The organism is Pseudocitrobacter sp. RIT415 (genome assembly GCF_003057695.2).
Lineage (GTDB): Bacteria > Pseudomonadota > Gammaproteobacteria > Enterobacterales > Enterobacteriaceae > Pseudocitrobacter > Pseudocitrobacter faecalis.
Map to the genome: position 1 here is coordinate 99,211 of NZ_QBJC02000015.1, position 17,832 is coordinate 117,042.

Sequence of the window (17,832 nt, forward strand, 5' to 3'; positions counted from 1 at the left end):
AGTACCCTGCCTGTCATTATTATTCTCGCGAGAGCGCATTTGCCATCGGTTCGCGGGCCACGTAATGCCCCGGTGAAACCTGCTGCAACGGGACGCTCACCACCGCTTCTCCCCGCTTATAAATATTGCCCGGCAGTTCGTCAGAGAGCAGCACGCGCTGCGGCCGACGATGCGTGGGATCGGCTACCGGTACGGCATCCAGTAATTTGCGGGTGTAAGGGTGTTGCGGGTTTTCAAAGACGGCGCGCCGGGGGCCAATTTCAACTATTCGCCCACGGTACATCACCGCCACGCGGTGGCTGATGCGCTCCACCACCGCCATATCGTGTGAAATAAACAGAAACGCAATGCCCATCTCCCGCTGTAAGGAAAGCAGAAGATTAATAATTTGCGCGCGAATCGACACATCCAGTGCCGATACCGATTCATCGGCAATCACCACTTTCGGCTCCAGCGCCAGTGCGCGGGCAATGCAGATGCGCTGACGCTGGCCGCCGGAAAACTCATGCGGATAACGCCAGGCGTGCTCCGGCTGCAAGCCCACGCGCTCCAGCAGCCAGGCCACGCGCTGCTGCGCGGCCTCGCCTTCCAGCTTCTTGTGGATACGCAGCGGCTCCATAATCGAGTAACCCACCGTATGGCGCGGGTCGAGCGACGCGTAAGGATCCTGAAAGATAAACTGAATATCGCGGCGCAGGGGTTGAAGCTGATGCGCCGAGAGCGTATCAATACGCGCGCCGTTAAAGGTGATGGTGCCGCTCTGCGCCTCGACCAGACGCAGTAGTGCGCGCCCGGTGGTCGATTTTCCACAGCCCGATTCCCCCACCAGCGCCAGCGTTTCGCCGGGCCAGAGATCAAAGCTGACATCTTCCACGGCGTGAACTTCGCGCGTCACGCGATTCAACCAGCCGCTGCGTATATCGAAACGCGCAACCAGATTGCGCACCTGAAGCACGGGCTCGCCGGCAACCACGGTATTTTGTTCTTCAATGGCAGACGCGGGCGAATCAAATTCCGGGAAGTGGCGCGGGAGATCGCTGCCGCGCATTTCGCCAAGCGTCGGTACCGCCGCCAGCAGTTTGCGGGTGTATGGATGTTGAGGATCGCGGAAAATCGTCTCGACGCTGCCCGTCTCGACCGCTTCGCCCTGATACATCACCAGCACGCGATCGGCAATTTCCGCCACCACGCCCATATCGTGGGTAATGAAAATCACGCCCATCGACATCTCTTTTTGCAGCACGTCGATAAGCTGTAAGATTTGCGCCTGAATAGTGACATCCAGCGCCGTTGTGGGTTCATCGGCAATCAGCACCGCCGGGCGACAGGAGAGCGCCATCGCGATCATCACCCGCTGACGCATACCGCCGGAAAGCTGATGCGGATAACGCGCCAGCATCGCCTGCGCTTCAGGAATGCGCACGCGCTCCAGCATTTTCTTCGCTTCCGTCAGCGCCTCTTCGCGGCCCATTCCCTGATGCAGACGAATAGATTCCGCAATTTGCTCGCCGATGGTAAATACCGGGTTCAGCGAGGTCATCGGCTCCTGAAAAATCATCGCGATATCCGCACCGCGAACTTTGCGCATCTGCGTGGACGACTGCTCTGTTATCTCGATGACGTCGCGGCTGCGGCGGCGCAGCAGCATCTGTTTACTGCGCACGCGGGCGTTTTCCAGCTCCAGCAGGCGCATCAGCGCCAATGCGGTCACGGATTTCCCGGATCCCGATTCGCCGACGATCGCCAGCGTCTCGCCCCGTTTAAGGTTAAAGCTGAGCTGGCGAACGGCCTGCTGTTGGCCGAAGGTCACGCAGAGATCCTGAACGCTCAGGACATTCTGTGCATCGAGGTGTTCAGCGTGCGGCAAGCAATGCCTCCTTATTCCCGATAAATGCCGATGGTTGGCGTGTCGCCCGCATAGGCCCAGGCGCGATACATTCCTTCGCTGTTAAACGGCAGCGCCACGTTGCCTTCGCTGTCGATGGCAATCAGGCCGCCGCTACCCCCCAATGCGGGCAATTTTTCCATCACCACGCGTTCGCAGGCTTCGTGCAGGCTCAGGTGACCATACTCCATCAGCGCCGCGATATCGTAAGCCGCCAGCGCACGGATAAACACTTCCCCCGTGCCGGTACACGAGACCGCGACGTTGGCGTTATTCGCGTAGCATCCTGCGCCAACCAGTGGGCTATCGCCGACGCGACCTGGCAGCTTGTTGGTCATGCCGCCCGTGGAGGTCGCCGCCGCCAGATTGCCGTGCTTGTCCAGCGCCACCGCGCCAACGGTGCCCATTTTGGTGCGTTCGTCGAGCGGTGCATCATGATCAAGACGAATCGAACGCTGAGATTTTGCTTCCTGAAGTTGCTGGAAGCGATCGGGCGTCGAGAAGATGTTGTTATTGACCAACTCAATACCCTGCTGCTGTGCAAAGGTTTCAGCGCCATCGCCAATCAACAACACGTGCGGGCTGTTTTCCAGCACCTGCCGCGCCGCCAGCACCGGGTTACGCAGATGTTTTACCCCTGCTACCGCACCCGCGTTCAGCGAATAACCGTCCATCACGCAGGCGTCCAGTTCATGGGTTTCATCGGCGGTAAACACCGAGCCAATACCGGCGTTGAACAGCGGGCACTCTTCCAGCAGGCGCACCGCTTCGGTAACAACGTCGAGCGCGCTCGCGCCCTCCTCCAGCCTGTGCTGCGCCTGTTCAACAATCGTAGAAAGCGCCTCAACATACTCCAGTTCCTTCTGTGCCGAGAGCTGCGTGCGGGAGATTGCCCCCGCCCCGCCATGAATCGCAATCACTGCTTTTCCCATGGATTCTTCATTGCCTATCATTAAATAACTTTATCTATAAATATCATTATCGTGGCGTCAAACCTATTCGATTTTTGAATAAAGATACGCCTCTGGTGGAATACAGCGGGCGGCGCTTTTCTGCCATAATGGGCGGATTCGATGTTTTCCCAGGAGTTTACCCATGGATTTTACCGCCGGCCTGATCCCGCTTGATGATGCGCTGAGCCAGATGCTCGGAAGAATCACCCCGCTTAATACTTCAGAATCTGTTCCGCTTGTTCAGGCGTTTGGTCGTATCACGGCGCGCGATGTGGTTTCGCCGCTGGATGTCCCCGGTTTTGATAACTCGGCGATGGACGGTTACGCCGTACGCCTGAGCGATATCGCCACCGACGCACCGCTGATGGTCGCGGGGAAAGCCTTTGCCGGTCAGCCGTATCACGGCGAATGGCCTGCCGGAAGCTGTATCCGCATTATGACCGGTGCGCCGGTTCCCGCGGGCTGCGACGCGGTCGTGATGCAGGAAGAAACCGAACACACTGACGCCGGCGTGCGCTTTATTGCCCCGGTAAAAGCGGGCCAGAACATCCGCCGTCGCGGGGAAGATATCGCCAACGGCGCGGTGGTTTTCCCGGCCGGTACACGCCTGACGGTCGCTGAACTGCCGGTGCTGGCCTCACTGGGCATTCCTGAGGTTGAGGTGGTGCGCAAGATCCGCGTGGCGCTGTTCTCCACCGGTGACGAGCTGCAACTGCCTGGGCAGCCGCTGGGTGACGGTCAGATTTACGATACCAACCGCCTGGCGGTGCATCTGATGCTGGAACAACTGGGCTGTGAGGTGATTAACCTTGGCATTATTCGCGATGACCCGGAACAGCTGCGCCAGACGTTTATTAAAGCGGATAGCGAAGCCGATGTGGTTATCAGCTCCGGCGGCGTCTCCGTTGGCGAAGCGGACTACACCAAAACCATTCTTGATGAACTGGGCGAAATCGGCTTCTGGAAGCTGGCGATTAAACCGGGCAAACCGTTCGCGTTTGGCAAACTGAGCGACAGCTGGTTCTGCGGCCTGCCGGGTAACCCGGTCTCTGCGGCGCTCACCTTCTACCAACTGGTGCAGCCGCTGCTGGCGAAACTGAGCGGTTCCACCGGCGCCACACAAGCGCCGCGGCTGCGCGTGCGTGCCGCCTCGCGCCTGAAAAAATCGCCGGGCCGCCTCGATTTTCAGCGCGGCATTTTGCAGCGAGACGCTAACGGCGAACTGACCGTCAGCACCACCGGCCATCAGGGCTCGCATATTTTCAGTTCCTTCAGCCAGGGCAACTGCTTTATCGTGCTGGAACGCGAACGCGGTCACGTAGAAGCAGGTGAATGGGTTGAAGTGGAACCGTTTAATCATCTGCTGGGAGGCCTGTGATGGCAGCGGAACTCAGCGATGCGGAGATGATGCGCTACAACCGGCAAATCATTCTGCGCGGCTTTGATTTCGACGGGCAGGAACGGCTGAAAGAAGCGAAAGTGCTGGTCGTCGGCCTCGGCGGGCTGGGCTGCGCGGCGACGCAGTATCTGGCTGCCGCCGGTATCGGGCAATTAACGCTGGTTGATTTCGACACCGTGGCGCTCTCCAACCTTCAGCGCCAGACGCTGCACAGCGACGCCACCATTGGTCAGCCAAAGGTCGATTCAGCGCGTGATGCGCTGGCGCGGATAAACCCGCATACGCATCTGGTGACGCATAACGCGATCCTCGACGACGACGCGCTGTGGGCGTTGATCGCACAGCACGATCTGGTGCTCGATTGCACCGACAATGTCGCGGTGCGCAATCAGCTTAATGCCGGCTGCTTCCGCCATAAAACACCGCTGGTTTCCGGTGCCGCCATTCGTATGGAGGGGCAAATCAGCGTCTTCACCTGGCAGGACGGCGAACCGTGTTACCGTTGCCTGAGCCGCCTGTTCGGCGAAAATGCCCTGACCTGTGTAGAAGCGGGCGTGATGTCGCCGCTGATTGGCGTGATTGGCTCCTTACAGGCGATGGAAGCGATTAAAGTGCTCGCCCACTACGGTACGCCTGCCGCCGGGAAAATTGTGATGTATGACGCGATGACCTGTCAATTCCGCGAAATGAAGCTGATGCGCCATCCGGGGTGTGAGGTTTGCGGGTAACAGGGTGCGATCTGTTTGCCGGGTGGCGGCTACGCCTTACCCGGCCTACAAAGCGCAGCGCCATCAGGCATTTACACCGCACATACGCTTATAGTGAAGTACGACCAAACGCCGTTTGCCAGTCCTGCTCGAATTTCGCCACCGCAGCGTCCACCGCCGGGTAGCTAATTAGCTGCTGCGCGACATCAAGCGGCAATGTAATCGATTTACAACCCGCCAACAGGCAATCCAGCGCCTGACGCGGCGTCTTGAAGCTTGCGGCCAGCACGTTGGCACGCGGCGCATGTAGCGTCAGCAGTTCCTGTAACTCACAGACGGTCTGAATACCGTTGCCGCCCTGCGCGTCAACGCGGTTCACGTAAGGCGCAACGTACTCCGCCCCCGCCAGCGCCGACAACAAGCCTTGCGCTGCGCCGTAAACCGCGGTGCCGAGCGTGGGAATACCTTCCTCTTTCAACATCTTGATGGCCGCCAGACCTTCTGCCGTAACCGGAATTTTCACCACCAGATCGGGAATAATCGCGCGCAGGGTGTGGGCATCCTTCACCATTCCATCAGCGGTGGTCGCCATCACCTGCGCAAACAGACGGCCTTTCCCGCCCATCGCTTCGTACAGTTCCGGCAGTAAAACGTCGAGACGTTTCTTTCCTGCGGCAACGATGCTTGGGTTGGTGGTCACGCCCGCCAGTGGGAAAATCCGCGCCAGTTTTTTTACTGCCGCTACATCAGATGTGTCGAGATAGAGTTCCATCGCCGTTCCTTAAACCGTGAGATTGAGCATGCTTTAACACTACCACGGGCAAACCTCACGTTTGCTTGATTTGCGTCAAAATAACTTTCATTCGAAAGTATTTAAATCTTTATACGAAAGATGAGGGCAACCTATGATTTTTAATATTCAGCGCTATTCCACCCATGATGGCCCGGGCATCCGCACCGTAGTGTTTCTTAAAGGCTGCTCGCTCGGTTGTCGCTGGTGCCAGAACCCGGAAAGCCGATCCCGCGAGCAGGATCTGCTGTTCGATCCGCGTCTGTGCCTTGAAGGATGCGATCTTTGTCATCAGGCGGCGCCTGAGGTGATTGAACGCGCGCTGAATGGCTTGATTATCCACCGTGAGAAGCTTAACCAAACGCATCTCGCCGCACTAAGCGATTGTTGCCCCACTCAGGCGCTTACCGTCTGCGGTGAGGAGAAAAGCGTCGATGAGATTATGGCAACCGTCCTGCGCGATAAACCCTTTTACGATCGCAGCGGCGGCGGGCTGACGCTCTCCGGCGGCGAGCCGTTTATGAACCCAGAACTGGCGCTGGCGCTGCTGAAAAACGCTCACCAACAAGGCATTCATACGGCGGTCGAAACCTGCCTGCACGTGCCGTGGCGCTATCTGGAACCTGCGCTGCCCTACATCGATCTCTTTCTGGCTGACCTGAAACATGTTGACGACGCGCGTTTCAAAACCTGGACCGATGGCTCCGCCAAACGCGTGCTCGATAATCTGCAACGTATTGCCGTGGCAGGTAAAAAAATGACCATTCGCGTGCCGCTGATTCAAGGGTTTAACGCGGATGTAGATTCCATCAAAGCCATTACCGAATTTGCTGCCGACAAACTGGGCGCGCAGGAGATTCACTTTTTGCCGTATCACACGCTGGGCATCAATAAATATTCGCTGCTTGGCCAACCCTACAATGCCCCCGACAAGCCGCTCGATGACCCGGCATTGCTGGATTTTGCCCAGCAGTATGCCCGCGAAAAAGGCTTAACGGCGACCCTACGAGGATAAACTGATGACCACTCTGACGCTCGACAAATTAACCGACCGCATCAAAGCGCATAAATCCGCGCTGGTAAACATCGTCAAGCCGCCGGTATGTACCGAACGCGCCCGTCACTACACCGAAGCCTACCAACAGCATCTGGATAAACCCATTCCGGTTCGCCGCGCGCTGGCGCTGGCACATCATCTGGCAGAGCGCACTATCTGGATCAAACACGACGAGCTGATCATCGGTAACCAGGCAAGCGAAGTACGCGCTGCACCTATCTTCCCGGAATATACCGTGAGCTGGATTGAGAAAGAGATTGACGATCTGGCGGATCGCCCGGGTGCTGGTTTCGCGGTGAGCGAAGAGAACAAACGCGTGCTGCACGAAGTGTGCCCATGGTGGCGCGGCCAGACCGTGCAGGATCGCTGCTACGGTATGTTTACCGATGAGCAAAAAGCACTGCTGGCCACGGGAATTATCAAAGCCGAAGGCAATATGACCTCTGGCGACGCGCACCTGGCGGTGAACTTCCCGCTGCTGCTGGAAAAAGGCCTCGACGGTATGCGTGCCAAAGTGGCCGAGCGCCGCACGCGCATTAACCTGACCGTGCTGGACGATCTGCACGGCGAGCAGTTCCTGAAAGCGATTGATATTGTTCTTGAAGCCGTCAGCCTGCACATCGTGCGTTTTGCTGAACTGGCACGCAAAATGGCGTCTGAAGAGACGCGCGAGAGCCGTCGCGACGAACTGCTGGCGATGGCGGAAAACTGCGACATCATCGCCCACCAGCCACCGAAAACCTTCTGGCAGGCGCTGCAACTGTGCTATTTCATTCAGCTGATTCTGCAAATTGAGTCCAACGGGCACTCGGTTTCCTTCGCCCGGATGGACCAGTATCTCTATCCGTATTATCGCCGCGACGTCGAACTGGAACAGACGCTGGACCGCGAGCACGCCATTGAGCTGCTGCACAGCTGCTGGCTGAAACTGCTGGAAGTGAACAAAATTCGTTCCGGCTCGCACTCCAAAGCCTCTGCCGGTAGCCCGCTGTATCAGAACGTGACCATCGGTGGGCAGAAACTGGTGAATGGTGAAGCGCAGGATGCGGTCAACCCGCTCTCTTACGCCATTCTCGAATCCTGCGGACGCCTGCGTTCCACTCAGCCGAACCTGAGCGTGCGTTACCACGCGGGCATGAGCAACGATTTCCTTGATGCCTGCGTACAGGTGATTCGCTGCGGCTTCGGTATGCCGGCATTTAACAACGATGAAATCGTTATTCCGGAATTTATTAAACTCGGCGTCGAAAAGGAGGATGCTTACGACTATGCGGCTATCGGCTGCATCGAAACCGCCGTCGGCGGGAAATGGGGCTATCGCTGCACCGGCATGAGTTTTATCAACTTCGCCCGCGTGATGCTGGCGGCAATGGAAGGTGGCCGCGACGCCACCAGCCAGCAGGTATTCCATGCACAGGAAAAAGCGCTTTCTGCGGGTAACTTCAATAACTTCGATGAAGTGATGGAAGCCTGGGATACACAAATTCGCTACTACACGCGTAAGTCGATCGAAATTGAGTACGTCGTCGATACGATGCTGGAAGAGAACGTCCACGATATTCTCTGCTCGGCGCTGGTTGATGACTGTATCGAGCGCGCGAAAAGCATCAAGCAAGGCGGCGCAAAATATGACTGGGTTTCCGGGCTTCAGGTCGGTATCGCAAACCTCGGCAACAGCCTGGCAGCCGTGAAAAAACTGGTCTTCGATCAGGGGCTGATTGGCCAGCAGGAACTGGCGAAAGCGCTGGCGGAAGATTACGAGGGGCTGACGCATGAACAGCTTCGTCAACGCCTGATCAACGGCGCACCGAAGTACGGCAACGACGACGATAGCGTTGATACCTTGCTGGCACGCGCTTACCAGACCTATATCGACGAACTGAAGCAGTATCATAACCCGCGCTACGGCCGTGGCCCGATTGGCGGTAACTACTACGCCGGCACATCGTCTATCTCGGCCAACGTGCCGTTTGGTGCCCAAACCATGGCAACGCCGGATGGCCGTAAAGCCAAAACCCCGCTGGCGGAAGGCGCAAGCCCGGCATCGGGTACTGACCATCTGGGGCCAACCGCCGTGATTAGCTCCGTAGGCAAGCTGCCGACCGCCGCAATACTTGGCGGTGTGCTGCTAAACCAGAAGCTGAACCCGGCGACGCTGGATAACGACAGCGATAAGCAAAAACTGATGATGCTGCTACGTACCTTCTTTGAGGTGCACAAAGGCTGGCATATTCAGTACAACATCGTCTCCCGCGACACGCTGCTGGAAGCGAAAAAACATCCGGATCAATATCGCGACCTGGTGGTGCGCGTGGCAGGTTACTCGGCGTTCTTCACCGCTCTGTCGCCGGATGCGCAGGACGATATCATCGCGCGTACGGAGCATACGCTGTAAGCCCTTCCCGGGTTGGCGTAAACGCCTTATCCGGCCTACAAATCATGGCACAAGTCATGTAGGCCTGATAAGCGCAGCGCATCAGGCAATATTTCAAGCCGGGGAAACCCGGCTTTTTTACGTCTTACAGTGCCGTTTTCCGAGTCGCTTCGCAGGATAATCACGCCAAAAACACACAACATTTCGCGAGTGCTACAGTCCGCCTATCTTAAACAACCGGCACGGATAGCCATGAAAACCAAATTTCCCGCCACGCCCCATGATGCGATTTTCAAAACGTTTTTGCGCCACGGTGAAACCGCGCGCGACTTTCTTGAAGCGCATCTCCCCCCCTTTTTACGCCCGCACTGCAACCTCGATACACTTAAGCTTGAGCCCGAAAGTTTTCTCGACGAAAAACTGAGATCCCGCTACTCCGATGTACTCTACTCCCTACAAACCGGGAACGGCGCCGGCTATATTTACGTCATCATCGAGCATCAAAGCTCGCCGGACGATCATATGGCTTTTCGCCTGATGCGCTACGCCATCGCGGCGATGCAACGTCATCTGGATATCGGCCATAAAACCATTCCACTTGTCATTCCGATTCTGTTTTATCACGGCGTGGAAAGCCCTTATCCCCATTCAATGGACTGGATTGACGAATTTGACGATCCCGACCTGGCCCGCCAGGTTTTCTACAATGCTTTCCCGCTGGTGGATATCACCGTCACGCCGGATGACGACATCATGCAGCACCGTCGAATGGCGCTGCTCGAGCTGCTACAAAAACATATTCGTCAGCGCGACCTCTCAGGTTTGCTTGAGCAACTGGTGACCCTTTTACTGTTGGGATACACTACGGAAACGCAGTTAAAAGCGTTAGTGAGCTATATGTTCGTAGAAGGCAACACCGAGAACTGTAGCGCATTGCTGGAGAAACTGGCGCAGCGCGCGCCAAAGCACAGGGAGACTCTGATGACTATTGCGGAACAGTTACATCAAAAGGGGCGCGAAGAAGGTTTATCAGAAGGCCAGCGTATCGCCGCGCAACGCATCGCACAAACGTTGCTCAAAGAAGGCCTTGATCGTGAAAAAGTCAGCGCGATAACCGGCGTGGCGGTGGAGGAATTGCAACAGCAAGCACATTAACCCACGCCCTCATACTTTCATATGAAATAAATTTGTGGTTTCGGTCACATTGTAATTAGAATGTTTCTGGTCGCAGTTACATCAGGAGCACTGAGTATGACCGTTAAAGTTATCGTCACCGATATGGACGGAACTTTTCTTAATGACGCCAAAAAGTACGATCGTGACCGTTTTCTGGCGCAGTTTGAACAGCTTCAACAGCGTGGCATTGAGTTCGTCGTTGCCAGCGGTAATCAGTATTACCAGCTCATCACCTTCTTTCCGGAAATCCAGAACCGCATCTCCTTCGTCGCTGAAAACGGCGCGCTGGTGTATGAGCACGGTCAACAGCTTTTCCACGGTGAACTGACCCATCATGAATCGCAAATAGTGATTGGCGAGCTACTGAAGGATAAAACGCTCAACTTTGTGGCCTGCGGTCTGGACAGCGCGTATGTCAGCGAAAACGCGCCCGATGAGTTTGTGGCGCTGATGTCAAAGCACTACTACCGCCTGAAGCGCGTCGCCAGCTACGCGGATATCGACGATAAGCTGTTTAAATTCTCGCTCAATTTGCCCGATGAACAGATTCCTCTGCTGATTGATAAACTGCGTGTCTCTCTCGATGGCGTGATGAAACCGGTCACCAGCGGCTTTGGTTTTATCGATTTAATCATTCCCGGCCTGCACAAAGCCAACGGCATCAGTCGTCTGCTTAAGCGCTGGGATATCTCACCGCAGGCGTGCGTGGCGATTGGCGACAGCGGCAACGATGCCGAAATGCTGAAGCTGGTGAAATACGCGTTTGCGATGGAAAATGCTGCCGAGAGTATTAAATCGATTGCCGATTATCAAACGGATGATAACAACCATCACGGCGCGTTAAATGTTATTCAGGCCGTGCTGGACAAAACTGGCCCCTTCCGGGCGTAAGCCTGCCCCCCCGTATATTGCCGGATGCGGCTTTGCCTTATCCGGCTTACCGATCTCTGCCGAATCAGCCAGCAACATTTTAAACTTGCATTAACTTATTTTTAACTTAAAGTATCACATGTAATAATTTTTACTTTCGAATGAAAGATTGCGAGGTTGATATGGCTCTTACCTTTACCCACGACACGCTGCCTGCCGATCCAAAATTAGCAATTCGCCAGATGAAGGCCGCACTGCGTGCACAACTCGGCGATGTACAGCAGGTTTTCGATAAGCTGGCGGCGAAAATTGAAGCGCGTGTCACCGAAATTGAAGCTCGAAAAACAAAGGGCCTGCCGGTGTGGCCAGAGCTCCCTTACGCTGACATTGCTTCCGGTGCCATCAGCGAGGCAACGCGTGACGAGATCAAACGTCGCGGTTGTACGGTGATCAAAGGTCATTTCCCGCGTGAGCAGGCGCTGGCGTGGGATCGCGCCATGCTGGATTATCTGGATGCCAACCACTTTGATGATGTCTACAAAGGCCCTGGCGACAGCTTCTTTGGCTCGCTGGAGGCATCGCGCCCTGAGATCTACCCTATCTACTGGTCGCAGGCGCAAATGCAGGCCCGCCAGAGCGACAACATGGCCGCTGTACAGTCGTTTCTGAACCGTCTGTGGCAGGTTGAGAGTGACGGCAAACCGTGGTTTAACCCGGACGTCAGCGTGATTTATCCAGATCGTATTCGCCGCCGCCCGCCGGGCACCACCTCGAAAGGGCTTGGCGCACATACGGATTCCGGCGCGCTGGAACGCTGGCTGCTGCCCGCCTATCAACAGGTGTTTGCCAATGTGTTTAATGGCAGGATTGATGAATACGATCCCTGGAACGCGGCGCACCGTACCGAGGTGGAGGAATACACCGTCGATAACACCACCAAATGCTCCGTCTTCCGCACCTTCCAGGGCTGGGTCGCGCTCTCGGATATGATTGCGGATCAAGGCCTGCTCCACGTGGTGCCGATCCCGGAAGCGATGGCTTACGTTCTGTTGCGTCCGCTGCTCGATGATGTGCCAGAAGATGAACTGTGCGGCGTCGCGCCAGGCAAAGTATTGCCGATTTCCGAAAAGTGGCATCCGTTGCTTATCAAGGCGCTGACCTCAATTCCGGCAGTGGAAGCCGGTGATTCCGTATGGTGGCACTGCGACGTGATTCACGCCGTCGCGCCGGTGGAAAATCAGCAAGGCTGGGGCAACGTGATGTATATCCCTGCCGCGCCAATGTGTGAGAAAAACCTCGCCTACGCGCACAAAGTGCGGGCTGCGCTGGAGAAAGGCGCATCGCCGGGCGACTTTCCGCGCGAGGACTACGAGGTTGACTGGGAAGGCCGCTTTACGCTTAACGACCTGAATCTTCATGGCAGACGCGCGCTCGGTATGGAAGAGTGATTGTCATAAAGCCCTTCACGTTCGACGGCGGTGTGCCCTTTGCCGGGGCGCACTCGCCGCACCGATTCCCGCACAGCTAATCGCCCATGCAGGAGTAGCGAACCAACCGGCGCATCCGGGCGAATCAGCCGTTGTTGCAGCATCTGCACCGCTTCACTGCCCAGCTCGTCACGGGGAACATGTACTGCGGTCAGCGGAACATCCTCGATAGCCGCAAGATTAAAGCCATCAATGCTCATCACCGAGATATCCTGTGGCACACGCAGACCGCGCAGACGCAGCGCGTTTATGGCACCCGCCGCCATAAAATCACTTCCCACCAAAAACGCCGTCGGCAGGTTTTGCCCTTTATGCGCATCCAGCCACTCACTCACGCGTTCTTCCGTGGCTTTGGCACTGAAACTGTTGATATTCAGCAGATCTTTATCGTGCTGGAAGCGCAAATTATGCTGGGCCCAGGACTCACGGATGCCCGCCAACCGCTGTTCCATGGTGTAACGGCGCAGGCACATAATATTCAACACTTCCCGATGCCCCATTTCAAACAAATAGCGGGCCGCAAAGGCACCAATCATGCGGTGATCCGGGGAGATCGCCGGCAAACGCATACGTTCATCGCGGCAGTTGATGAGCACGCAAGGCTTACCCAGATCAGCCGCTAAATCATGGATATGCGGATCGTCGATACCCAACAGGACGGCCGCCTGCGTTTCCGCTTCGTTCATCCTTGAAAGAAACAGCGTTGGGTCACTGTCATTTTCTTCCAGCGGACAGTAACGCAGACGTACCTCGTGCGGAGCAAGCGCTTTGTTGATGCTCTGGATCACGCGGTAGTAGAAGACATCTGAACGTTCGTCGAAAGCGCGTGGGGGTGCAAAGATCATCAGGCTGTTAAGCAACAAACGCCCCGCGGCCATTCCGTCCATCACCCCTAATTCGCGCGCCGCTTTCAATACCTGTTCACGCGCGCGCGGGCTGGTGTTGGCTTTGCCCGCCAGCACGCGCGAAACGGTGCTGGCAGAGAGCCCGGTGCGCCGGGCAATTTCAGCGATTTTCAGCTTCTTTTCCATTTTGTGATCCGATTCAAATTCACGAATGAAAGAATTTTCATTAGGCAAACACCCTATGTCATAAGGCCTAAAGCAGGCATTGATAATGTATCTCAGCCATTCATGAAAAAACGTGCACAAAACCCGCTTTCCCTGCCTTTTTGTAACTCTTAGTCTGAATTGGTAGAACAACTTCCATACAAGAATAGCGGAAGTATCTTACAGCAAATAATAAAGATATCAGAAGGTTAATGAGATTGGTGTGACAACTCTCCACGGAGTTGCCTCACCTTACCCTACAAAATTCTGTGGAGATCCCCATGAGTCAGGGCATCAATAATGATATGACCGTCAGCAAAACCCGCCGGGTGGTGAAGAACCTGCGCTGGTGGATGCTGGTTCTGTTTTTGCTTGGCGTAACCGTCAACTACATTACCCGTAACTCGCTGGGTATTCTGGCACCTGAACTAAAAACCAGCCTCGGCATTACCACCGAGCAGTACTCCTGGATCGTCGGCGCGTTTCAGATTGCCTACACCCTTTTCCAGCCCCTTTGCGGATGGTTAATCGACGTTATCGGCCTGAAGCTTGGCTTTATGATTTGTGCCACCCTGTGGGGGCTGGCTTGTCTGCTGCACGCGGGGGCCGGGAGCTGGCTGCATCTGGCGATTTTGCGCTTCTTTATGGGGGGGGCGGAAGCCGCAGCCACGCCCGCCAACGCCAAAACGATTGGCGAATGGTTCCCGAAAACTGAGCGCCCGATTGCCTCTGGCTGGGCAGGCGTAGGGTTCTCTGTTGGCGCCATGCTGGCACCACCGATTATCTATTTTGCACATGCTTCCTTTGGCTGGCAGGGCGCGTTTATGTTTACCGGCGTGCTGGCGATGCTGTGGGTTGTGCTGTGGTGGGCCTTCTACCACAACCCGGAAAAACACCCCAATCTGAGCAAACGCGAGCTGGAGTACATCCGTCAGGATAACGAAGCACCGCCGGTCAAACTGCCGTTCTTTACCGCACTGAAAACTGTCGGCAAAAACAAACGCTTTTATGGTATTGCCATACCGGCATTTATGGCCGAACCGGCCTGGGCCGTGTTCAGCTTCTGGATGCCGCTCTACTTCGCAAAACAGTACAACATGGATCTCAAGCAAATCGCCCTCTTTGCCTGGCTGCCGTTCCTGGCGGCAGACCTCGGCAGTGTAGCAAGCGGTTACTTGACCCGGCTTTATACGCGTTTGTTTGGCTGTTCACGCGTCAACTCCACCGTCGCCAGCTCAGTCACCGGCGCCTTCATGATGATTTCACTGGCGGTCGTCGCCATCACTAAAGATCCGGTGGTAGCCGTGATACTGATGTCCATTGGCGGCTTCGGTCACCAGATCATCTCCTGCATGCTGAGCGCACTGGTGGTTGAGTCTTTCGATAAAGGTCAGATGGCGACCGTTAACGGTATGCGCGGCTCGGCGGCCTGGATCGCCAGCTTCCTCTTTTCGCTGATTATTGGGGTGACCGCCGACAAAATCGGTTTCAACCCGCTGTTTGTCGCCATGGGTTTCTTCGACCTGATCGGCGCTTGTTTCCTGGTGGCATTTATTGCTGAACGTCGCGCAAAACGCGCCTGAGAGTGGATGTAAAAATGAAAACGTTGAAAAACTGGACCCTGCAAAAGCAATCTGATCACCACATTGAACTGCTGGTCGACGGCCAACATACCCTGTGTCTGTACGTGCTGGAAGAAACCCTGTTCCGCGTACTGATTAAGCGCAAAGGCGAGCTGGCGCTGGACAGAACCTGGAGCATCGCCCCGCAGCAGGACGTACCGTGGGAAGGCCGACCACGTGAAGATCTCAGTGGCTTTACCCTGCCCGGCTGGACGCTGACCGAGCAGGATGACACGATCATTGTCGCCACCGACTCCCTGCGCGCGACCGTCCACCAGCCGCTGTGGCTGGAGTGGCACTACCGTAATACCGCAGGCGAATGGCAGCCGTTAGTCAACGATCGCCCCACCAGCGCCTATCTGCTGAACGCCCACGGCGACGGTGTGGCACACTATCAAAGCCGCCGTAAAGATGAGCGTTTTTATGGGTTAGGCGATAAAGCCGGTGACCTGCAACGCAACGGTAAACGCTATGAGATGCGTAACCTGGACGCGATGGGCTATAACGCCGTCAGCACCGACCCGCTCTACAAACATATTCCGTTCACCATTACGCGCCGCGACGATATCAGTTTTGGTCTGTTTTACGACAACCTCAGCAGTTGCTGGTTGGATCTCGGTAACGAGATCGATAACTATCACACCGCGTACCGTCGCTGGCAGGCGGAAGCAGGCGATATCGACTACTACATCTTTACCGGCGAGCGCGTGCTCGACGTCACCAAAGCCTTTGTGCGCCTGACCGGGAAAACGCTGTTCGGGCCGAAATGGAGCCTGGGTTACAGTGGTTCCACTATGCATTACACCGACGCGCCGGATGCGCAAAATCAGTTGATGAACTTTATTCGCCTGTGCGACGAGCACGCCATTCCGTGCGACTCGTTCCAGCTTTCATCCGGCTATACCTCGATCAACGGTAAGCGCTACGTCTTCAACTGGAACTATGAAAAAGTGCCGCAGCCGAAAATGATGAGCCAGGCGTTTCACGATGCCGGGCTGCATCTGGCGGCCAACATCAAACCGTGTTTGTTGCAGGATCATCCGCGCTATGACGAGGTGGCGGCGAAAGGATTATTTATTGGTGATTCTGAAAGCGATGCACCGGAGCGCTCCAGCTTCTGGGATGACGAAGGTTCGCACCTCGATTTCACCAATCCGCAAACTGTTAACTGGTGGAAAGACGGCGTCACCACACAGCTACTGGAGATGGGGATCGACTCCACCTGGAACGACAATAACGAATTTGAAGTGTGGGACGGGGAAGCGCGCTGCCACGGCTTCGGCCAACAAATTGCCATCAAACACATCCGCCCGGTAATGCCGCTGCTGATGATGCGCGCCTCGCTGGAAGCGCAGCAGCAGTTTGCGCCAGATAAGCGCCCATACTTAATTTCGCGCTCCGGCTGTGCAGGCATGCAGCGTTATGTGCAAACCTGGAGCGGTGATAACCGCACCAACTGGGATACCCTGCGCTATAACACGCGAATGGGGCTGGGGATGAGCCTGTCTGGTCTCTATAACCTGGGCCATGACGTTGGGGGTTTCTCCGGCGATAAACCAGACCCGGAACTGTTTGTACGCTGGGTACAGAACGGCGTGATGCACCCGCGTTTTACCATTCACTCATGGAATGACGATCACACGGTCAACGAGCCATGGATGTATCCGGCAGTTACACCGGCGATTCGCAGCGCCATTGAACTCCGCTATCGCCTGCTGCCCTACTTCTACACCCTGCTGTGGCAGTCTCACGCAGACGATGAACCGATGCTGCGCCCAACGTTCCTCGACCACGAGCACGACGCGCAAACGTTCGAGGAGTGCGATGACTTCCTGCTGGGACGTGATTTACTGGTGGCAAGCGTGGTTGAGCCCGGCCAGCGCGAGCGCCGTCTCTGGCTGCCTGATAACGAAACCGGCTGGTACGATTTTTACACCGAGGAATGGTTTAGCGGCGGGCAGTGGATCACCCGAGACGCGCCGCTTGAGAAACTGCCGCTGCTGGTTCGCGCCGGGGCCGCCCTGCCGTTTAGCGAGCGCATCACCTTTGTCAGCGCCAAAGACGATGATACCCGCGAACTGAAACTCTTCCCGGTAAAAGGCGTGGGCACCACATCCGGCCTGCTGTTCGAAGATGACGGCGAATCGTGGGGTTATCAGAATGGGAATGCGCTCTGGGTGGAATGGGAGATGGTTTGCGATGGAACAACTATCAACCTGAACATCAGCGCCCGTGGGGATTATCGCCCGGCGTGGAAAACCTTAACGATTTCTCTGCCGAAGGATGAGAAACGCCAGCTGCGCGTCAACGGTCAGTTAATTGACGCGTGGAAACTCGCGGAATAACGCTGTAAAAAAGAGAGCGGCCCGAGGATGGGCCGTTCTGTTTTCACTCCCCTTCATTTTCCCATCCATAATCTCAGGTATTAAATAACGCTCACCATCATTCTGGAGATAAGGCATG

The 17,832-nt window shown here is 56.1% G+C and carries 13 protein-coding genes; 9 read left to right on the forward strand and 4 right to left on the reverse strand.

Going from position 1 to position 17,832, the window contains the following annotated elements; all coding sequences use genetic code 11:
* Positions 1–19 precede the first annotated feature (19 nt).
* A complete protein-coding gene (gsiA, locus tag DBY68_RS15540) occupies positions 20–1,867 on the reverse strand; it encodes a glutathione ABC transporter ATP-binding protein GsiA (RefSeq protein WP_108474662.1) in 1,848 nt (615 codons plus the stop codon).
* Positions 1,868–1,878: 11 nt separating this feature from the next.
* Positions 1,879–2,817: a beta-aspartyl-peptidase gene (iaaA, locus tag DBY68_RS15545; protein WP_108474663.1), complete on the reverse strand. Its 939-nt coding sequence runs from the start codon at positions 2,815–2,817 to the stop codon at positions 1,879–1,881.
* Positions 2,818–2,980: 163 nt separating this feature from the next.
* Between iaaA and moeA the strand changes: the two genes are divergently transcribed.
* Positions 2,981–4,216 carry a molybdopterin molybdotransferase MoeA gene (moeA, locus tag DBY68_RS15550; RefSeq protein ID WP_108474664.1) on the forward strand — a complete coding sequence of 412 codons (1,236 nt, stop codon included), beginning with the start codon at positions 2,981–2,983 and terminating at the stop codon, positions 4,214–4,216.
* The gene (gene moeB / locus DBY68_RS15555) at positions 4,216–4,965 is read left to right on the forward strand and encodes a molybdopterin-synthase adenylyltransferase MoeB (RefSeq protein WP_108474665.1); all 750 of its coding nucleotides are present in this window, start codon (positions 4,216–4,218) and stop codon (positions 4,963–4,965) included. Before moeA ends, moeB begins: the two co-directional genes overlap by 1 nt.
* An 88-nt stretch (positions 4,966–5,053) precedes the next feature.
* Here the strand turns inward: moeB and fsa are convergent, their stop codons facing one another.
* Positions 5,054–5,716 carry a fructose-6-phosphate aldolase gene (gene fsa / locus DBY68_RS15560; RefSeq protein WP_108474666.1) on the reverse strand — a complete coding sequence of 221 codons (663 nt, stop codon included), beginning with the start codon at positions 5,714–5,716 and terminating at the stop codon, positions 5,054–5,056.
* A 133-nt stretch (positions 5,717–5,849) separates the two neighbouring features.
* On the opposite strand from fsa, the gene DBY68_RS15565 reads away from it, so the two are divergent.
* The 5 genes from DBY68_RS15565 (at position 5,850) to DBY68_RS15585 (ending at position 12,659) form a co-directional block, all read left to right on the forward strand.
* On the forward strand, positions 5,850–6,749 hold the full coding sequence (locus DBY68_RS15565; RefSeq protein WP_108474667.1) for a glycyl-radical enzyme activating protein: 900 nt from the start codon (positions 5,850–5,852) through the stop codon (positions 6,747–6,749).
* A gap of 4 nt (positions 6,750–6,753) precedes the next feature.
* Positions 6,754–9,186 carry a formate C-acetyltransferase/glycerol dehydratase family glycyl radical enzyme gene (locus DBY68_RS15570; RefSeq protein WP_108474668.1) on the forward strand — a complete coding sequence of 811 codons (2,433 nt, stop codon included), beginning with the start codon at positions 6,754–6,756 and terminating at the stop codon, positions 9,184–9,186.
* A gap of 231 nt (positions 9,187–9,417) precedes the next feature.
* The gene (locus tag DBY68_RS15575; protein ID WP_108474669.1) at positions 9,418–10,320 is read left to right on the forward strand and encodes an Rpn family recombination-promoting nuclease/putative transposase; all 903 of its coding nucleotides are present in this window, start codon (positions 9,418–9,420) and stop codon (positions 10,318–10,320) included.
* Positions 10,321–10,416: 96 nt separating this feature from the next.
* Complete coding sequence (locus DBY68_RS15580) at positions 10,417–11,232, forward strand: Cof-type HAD-IIB family hydrolase (protein ID WP_108474670.1); 816 nt, start codon at positions 10,417–10,419, stop codon at positions 11,230–11,232.
* Between the two features lie 161 nt (positions 11,233–11,393).
* On the forward strand, positions 11,394–12,659 hold the full coding sequence (locus tag DBY68_RS15585) for a DUF1479 domain-containing protein (RefSeq protein ID WP_108474671.1): 1,266 nt from the start codon (positions 11,394–11,396) through the stop codon (positions 12,657–12,659).
* On the opposite strand, the gene DBY68_RS15590 is transcribed toward DBY68_RS15585, so the two are convergent.
* A complete protein-coding gene (locus DBY68_RS15590) occupies positions 12,626–13,729 on the reverse strand; it encodes a LacI family DNA-binding transcriptional regulator (protein WP_146745467.1) in 1,104 nt (367 codons plus the stop codon). The genes DBY68_RS15585 and DBY68_RS15590 overlap by 34 nt on opposite strands.
* A 299-nt stretch (positions 13,730–14,028) precedes the next feature.
* On the opposite strand from DBY68_RS15590, the gene DBY68_RS15595 reads away from it, so the two are divergent.
* Together DBY68_RS15595 and DBY68_RS15600 are read left to right on the forward strand one after the other, a co-directional pair.
* Positions 14,029–15,330, forward strand: a complete 1,302-nt coding sequence (locus DBY68_RS15595; protein WP_108474672.1) for an MFS transporter — start codon at positions 14,029–14,031, stop codon at positions 15,328–15,330.
* 14 nt (positions 15,331–15,344) lie between these two features.
* Positions 15,345–17,714: a glycoside hydrolase family 31 protein gene (locus DBY68_RS15600; protein WP_146745468.1), complete on the forward strand. Its 2,370-nt coding sequence runs from the start codon at positions 15,345–15,347 to the stop codon at positions 17,712–17,714.
* Positions 17,715–17,832 lie beyond the last annotated feature (118 nt).

What these genes read in the sequence shown, in the direction of transcription:
- DBY68_RS15565 (WP_108474667.1), top strand. Translation starts at nt 5,850, where the DNA reads ATGATTTTTAATATTCAGCGCTATTCCACCCATGATGGCCCGGGCATC.
- DBY68_RS15570 (WP_108474668.1), top strand. Translation starts at nt 6,754, where the DNA reads ATGACCACTCTGACGCTCGACAAATTAACCGACCGCATCAAAGCGCAT.
- moeB (WP_108474665.1), top strand. Translation starts at nt 4,216, where the DNA reads ATGGCAGCGGAACTCAGCGATGCGGAGATGATGCGCTACAACCGGCAA.
- DBY68_RS15590 (WP_146745467.1), bottom strand. Translation starts at nt 13,729, where the DNA reads ATGGAAAAGAAGCTGAAAATCGCTGAAATTGCCCGGCGCACCGGGCTC.
- iaaA (WP_108474663.1), bottom strand. Translation starts at nt 2,817, where the DNA reads ATGGGAAAAGCAGTGATTGCGATTCATGGCGGGGCGGGGGCAATCTCC.
- moeA (WP_108474664.1), top strand. Translation starts at nt 2,981, where the DNA reads ATGGATTTTACCGCCGGCCTGATCCCGCTTGATGATGCGCTGAGCCAG.
- fsa (WP_108474666.1), bottom strand. Translation starts at nt 5,716, where the DNA reads ATGGAACTCTATCTCGACACATCTGATGTAGCGGCAGTAAAAAAACTG.
- DBY68_RS15585 (WP_108474671.1), top strand. Translation starts at nt 11,394, where the DNA reads ATGGCTCTTACCTTTACCCACGACACGCTGCCTGCCGATCCAAAATTA.
- DBY68_RS15580 (WP_108474670.1), top strand. Translation starts at nt 10,417, where the DNA reads ATGACCGTTAAAGTTATCGTCACCGATATGGACGGAACTTTTCTTAAT.
- DBY68_RS15575 (WP_108474669.1), top strand. Translation starts at nt 9,418, where the DNA reads ATGAAAACCAAATTTCCCGCCACGCCCCATGATGCGATTTTCAAAACG.
- DBY68_RS15600 (WP_146745468.1), top strand. Translation starts at nt 15,345, where the DNA reads ATGAAAACGTTGAAAAACTGGACCCTGCAAAAGCAATCTGATCACCAC.
- DBY68_RS15595 (WP_108474672.1), top strand. Translation starts at nt 14,029, where the DNA reads ATGAGTCAGGGCATCAATAATGATATGACCGTCAGCAAAACCCGCCGG.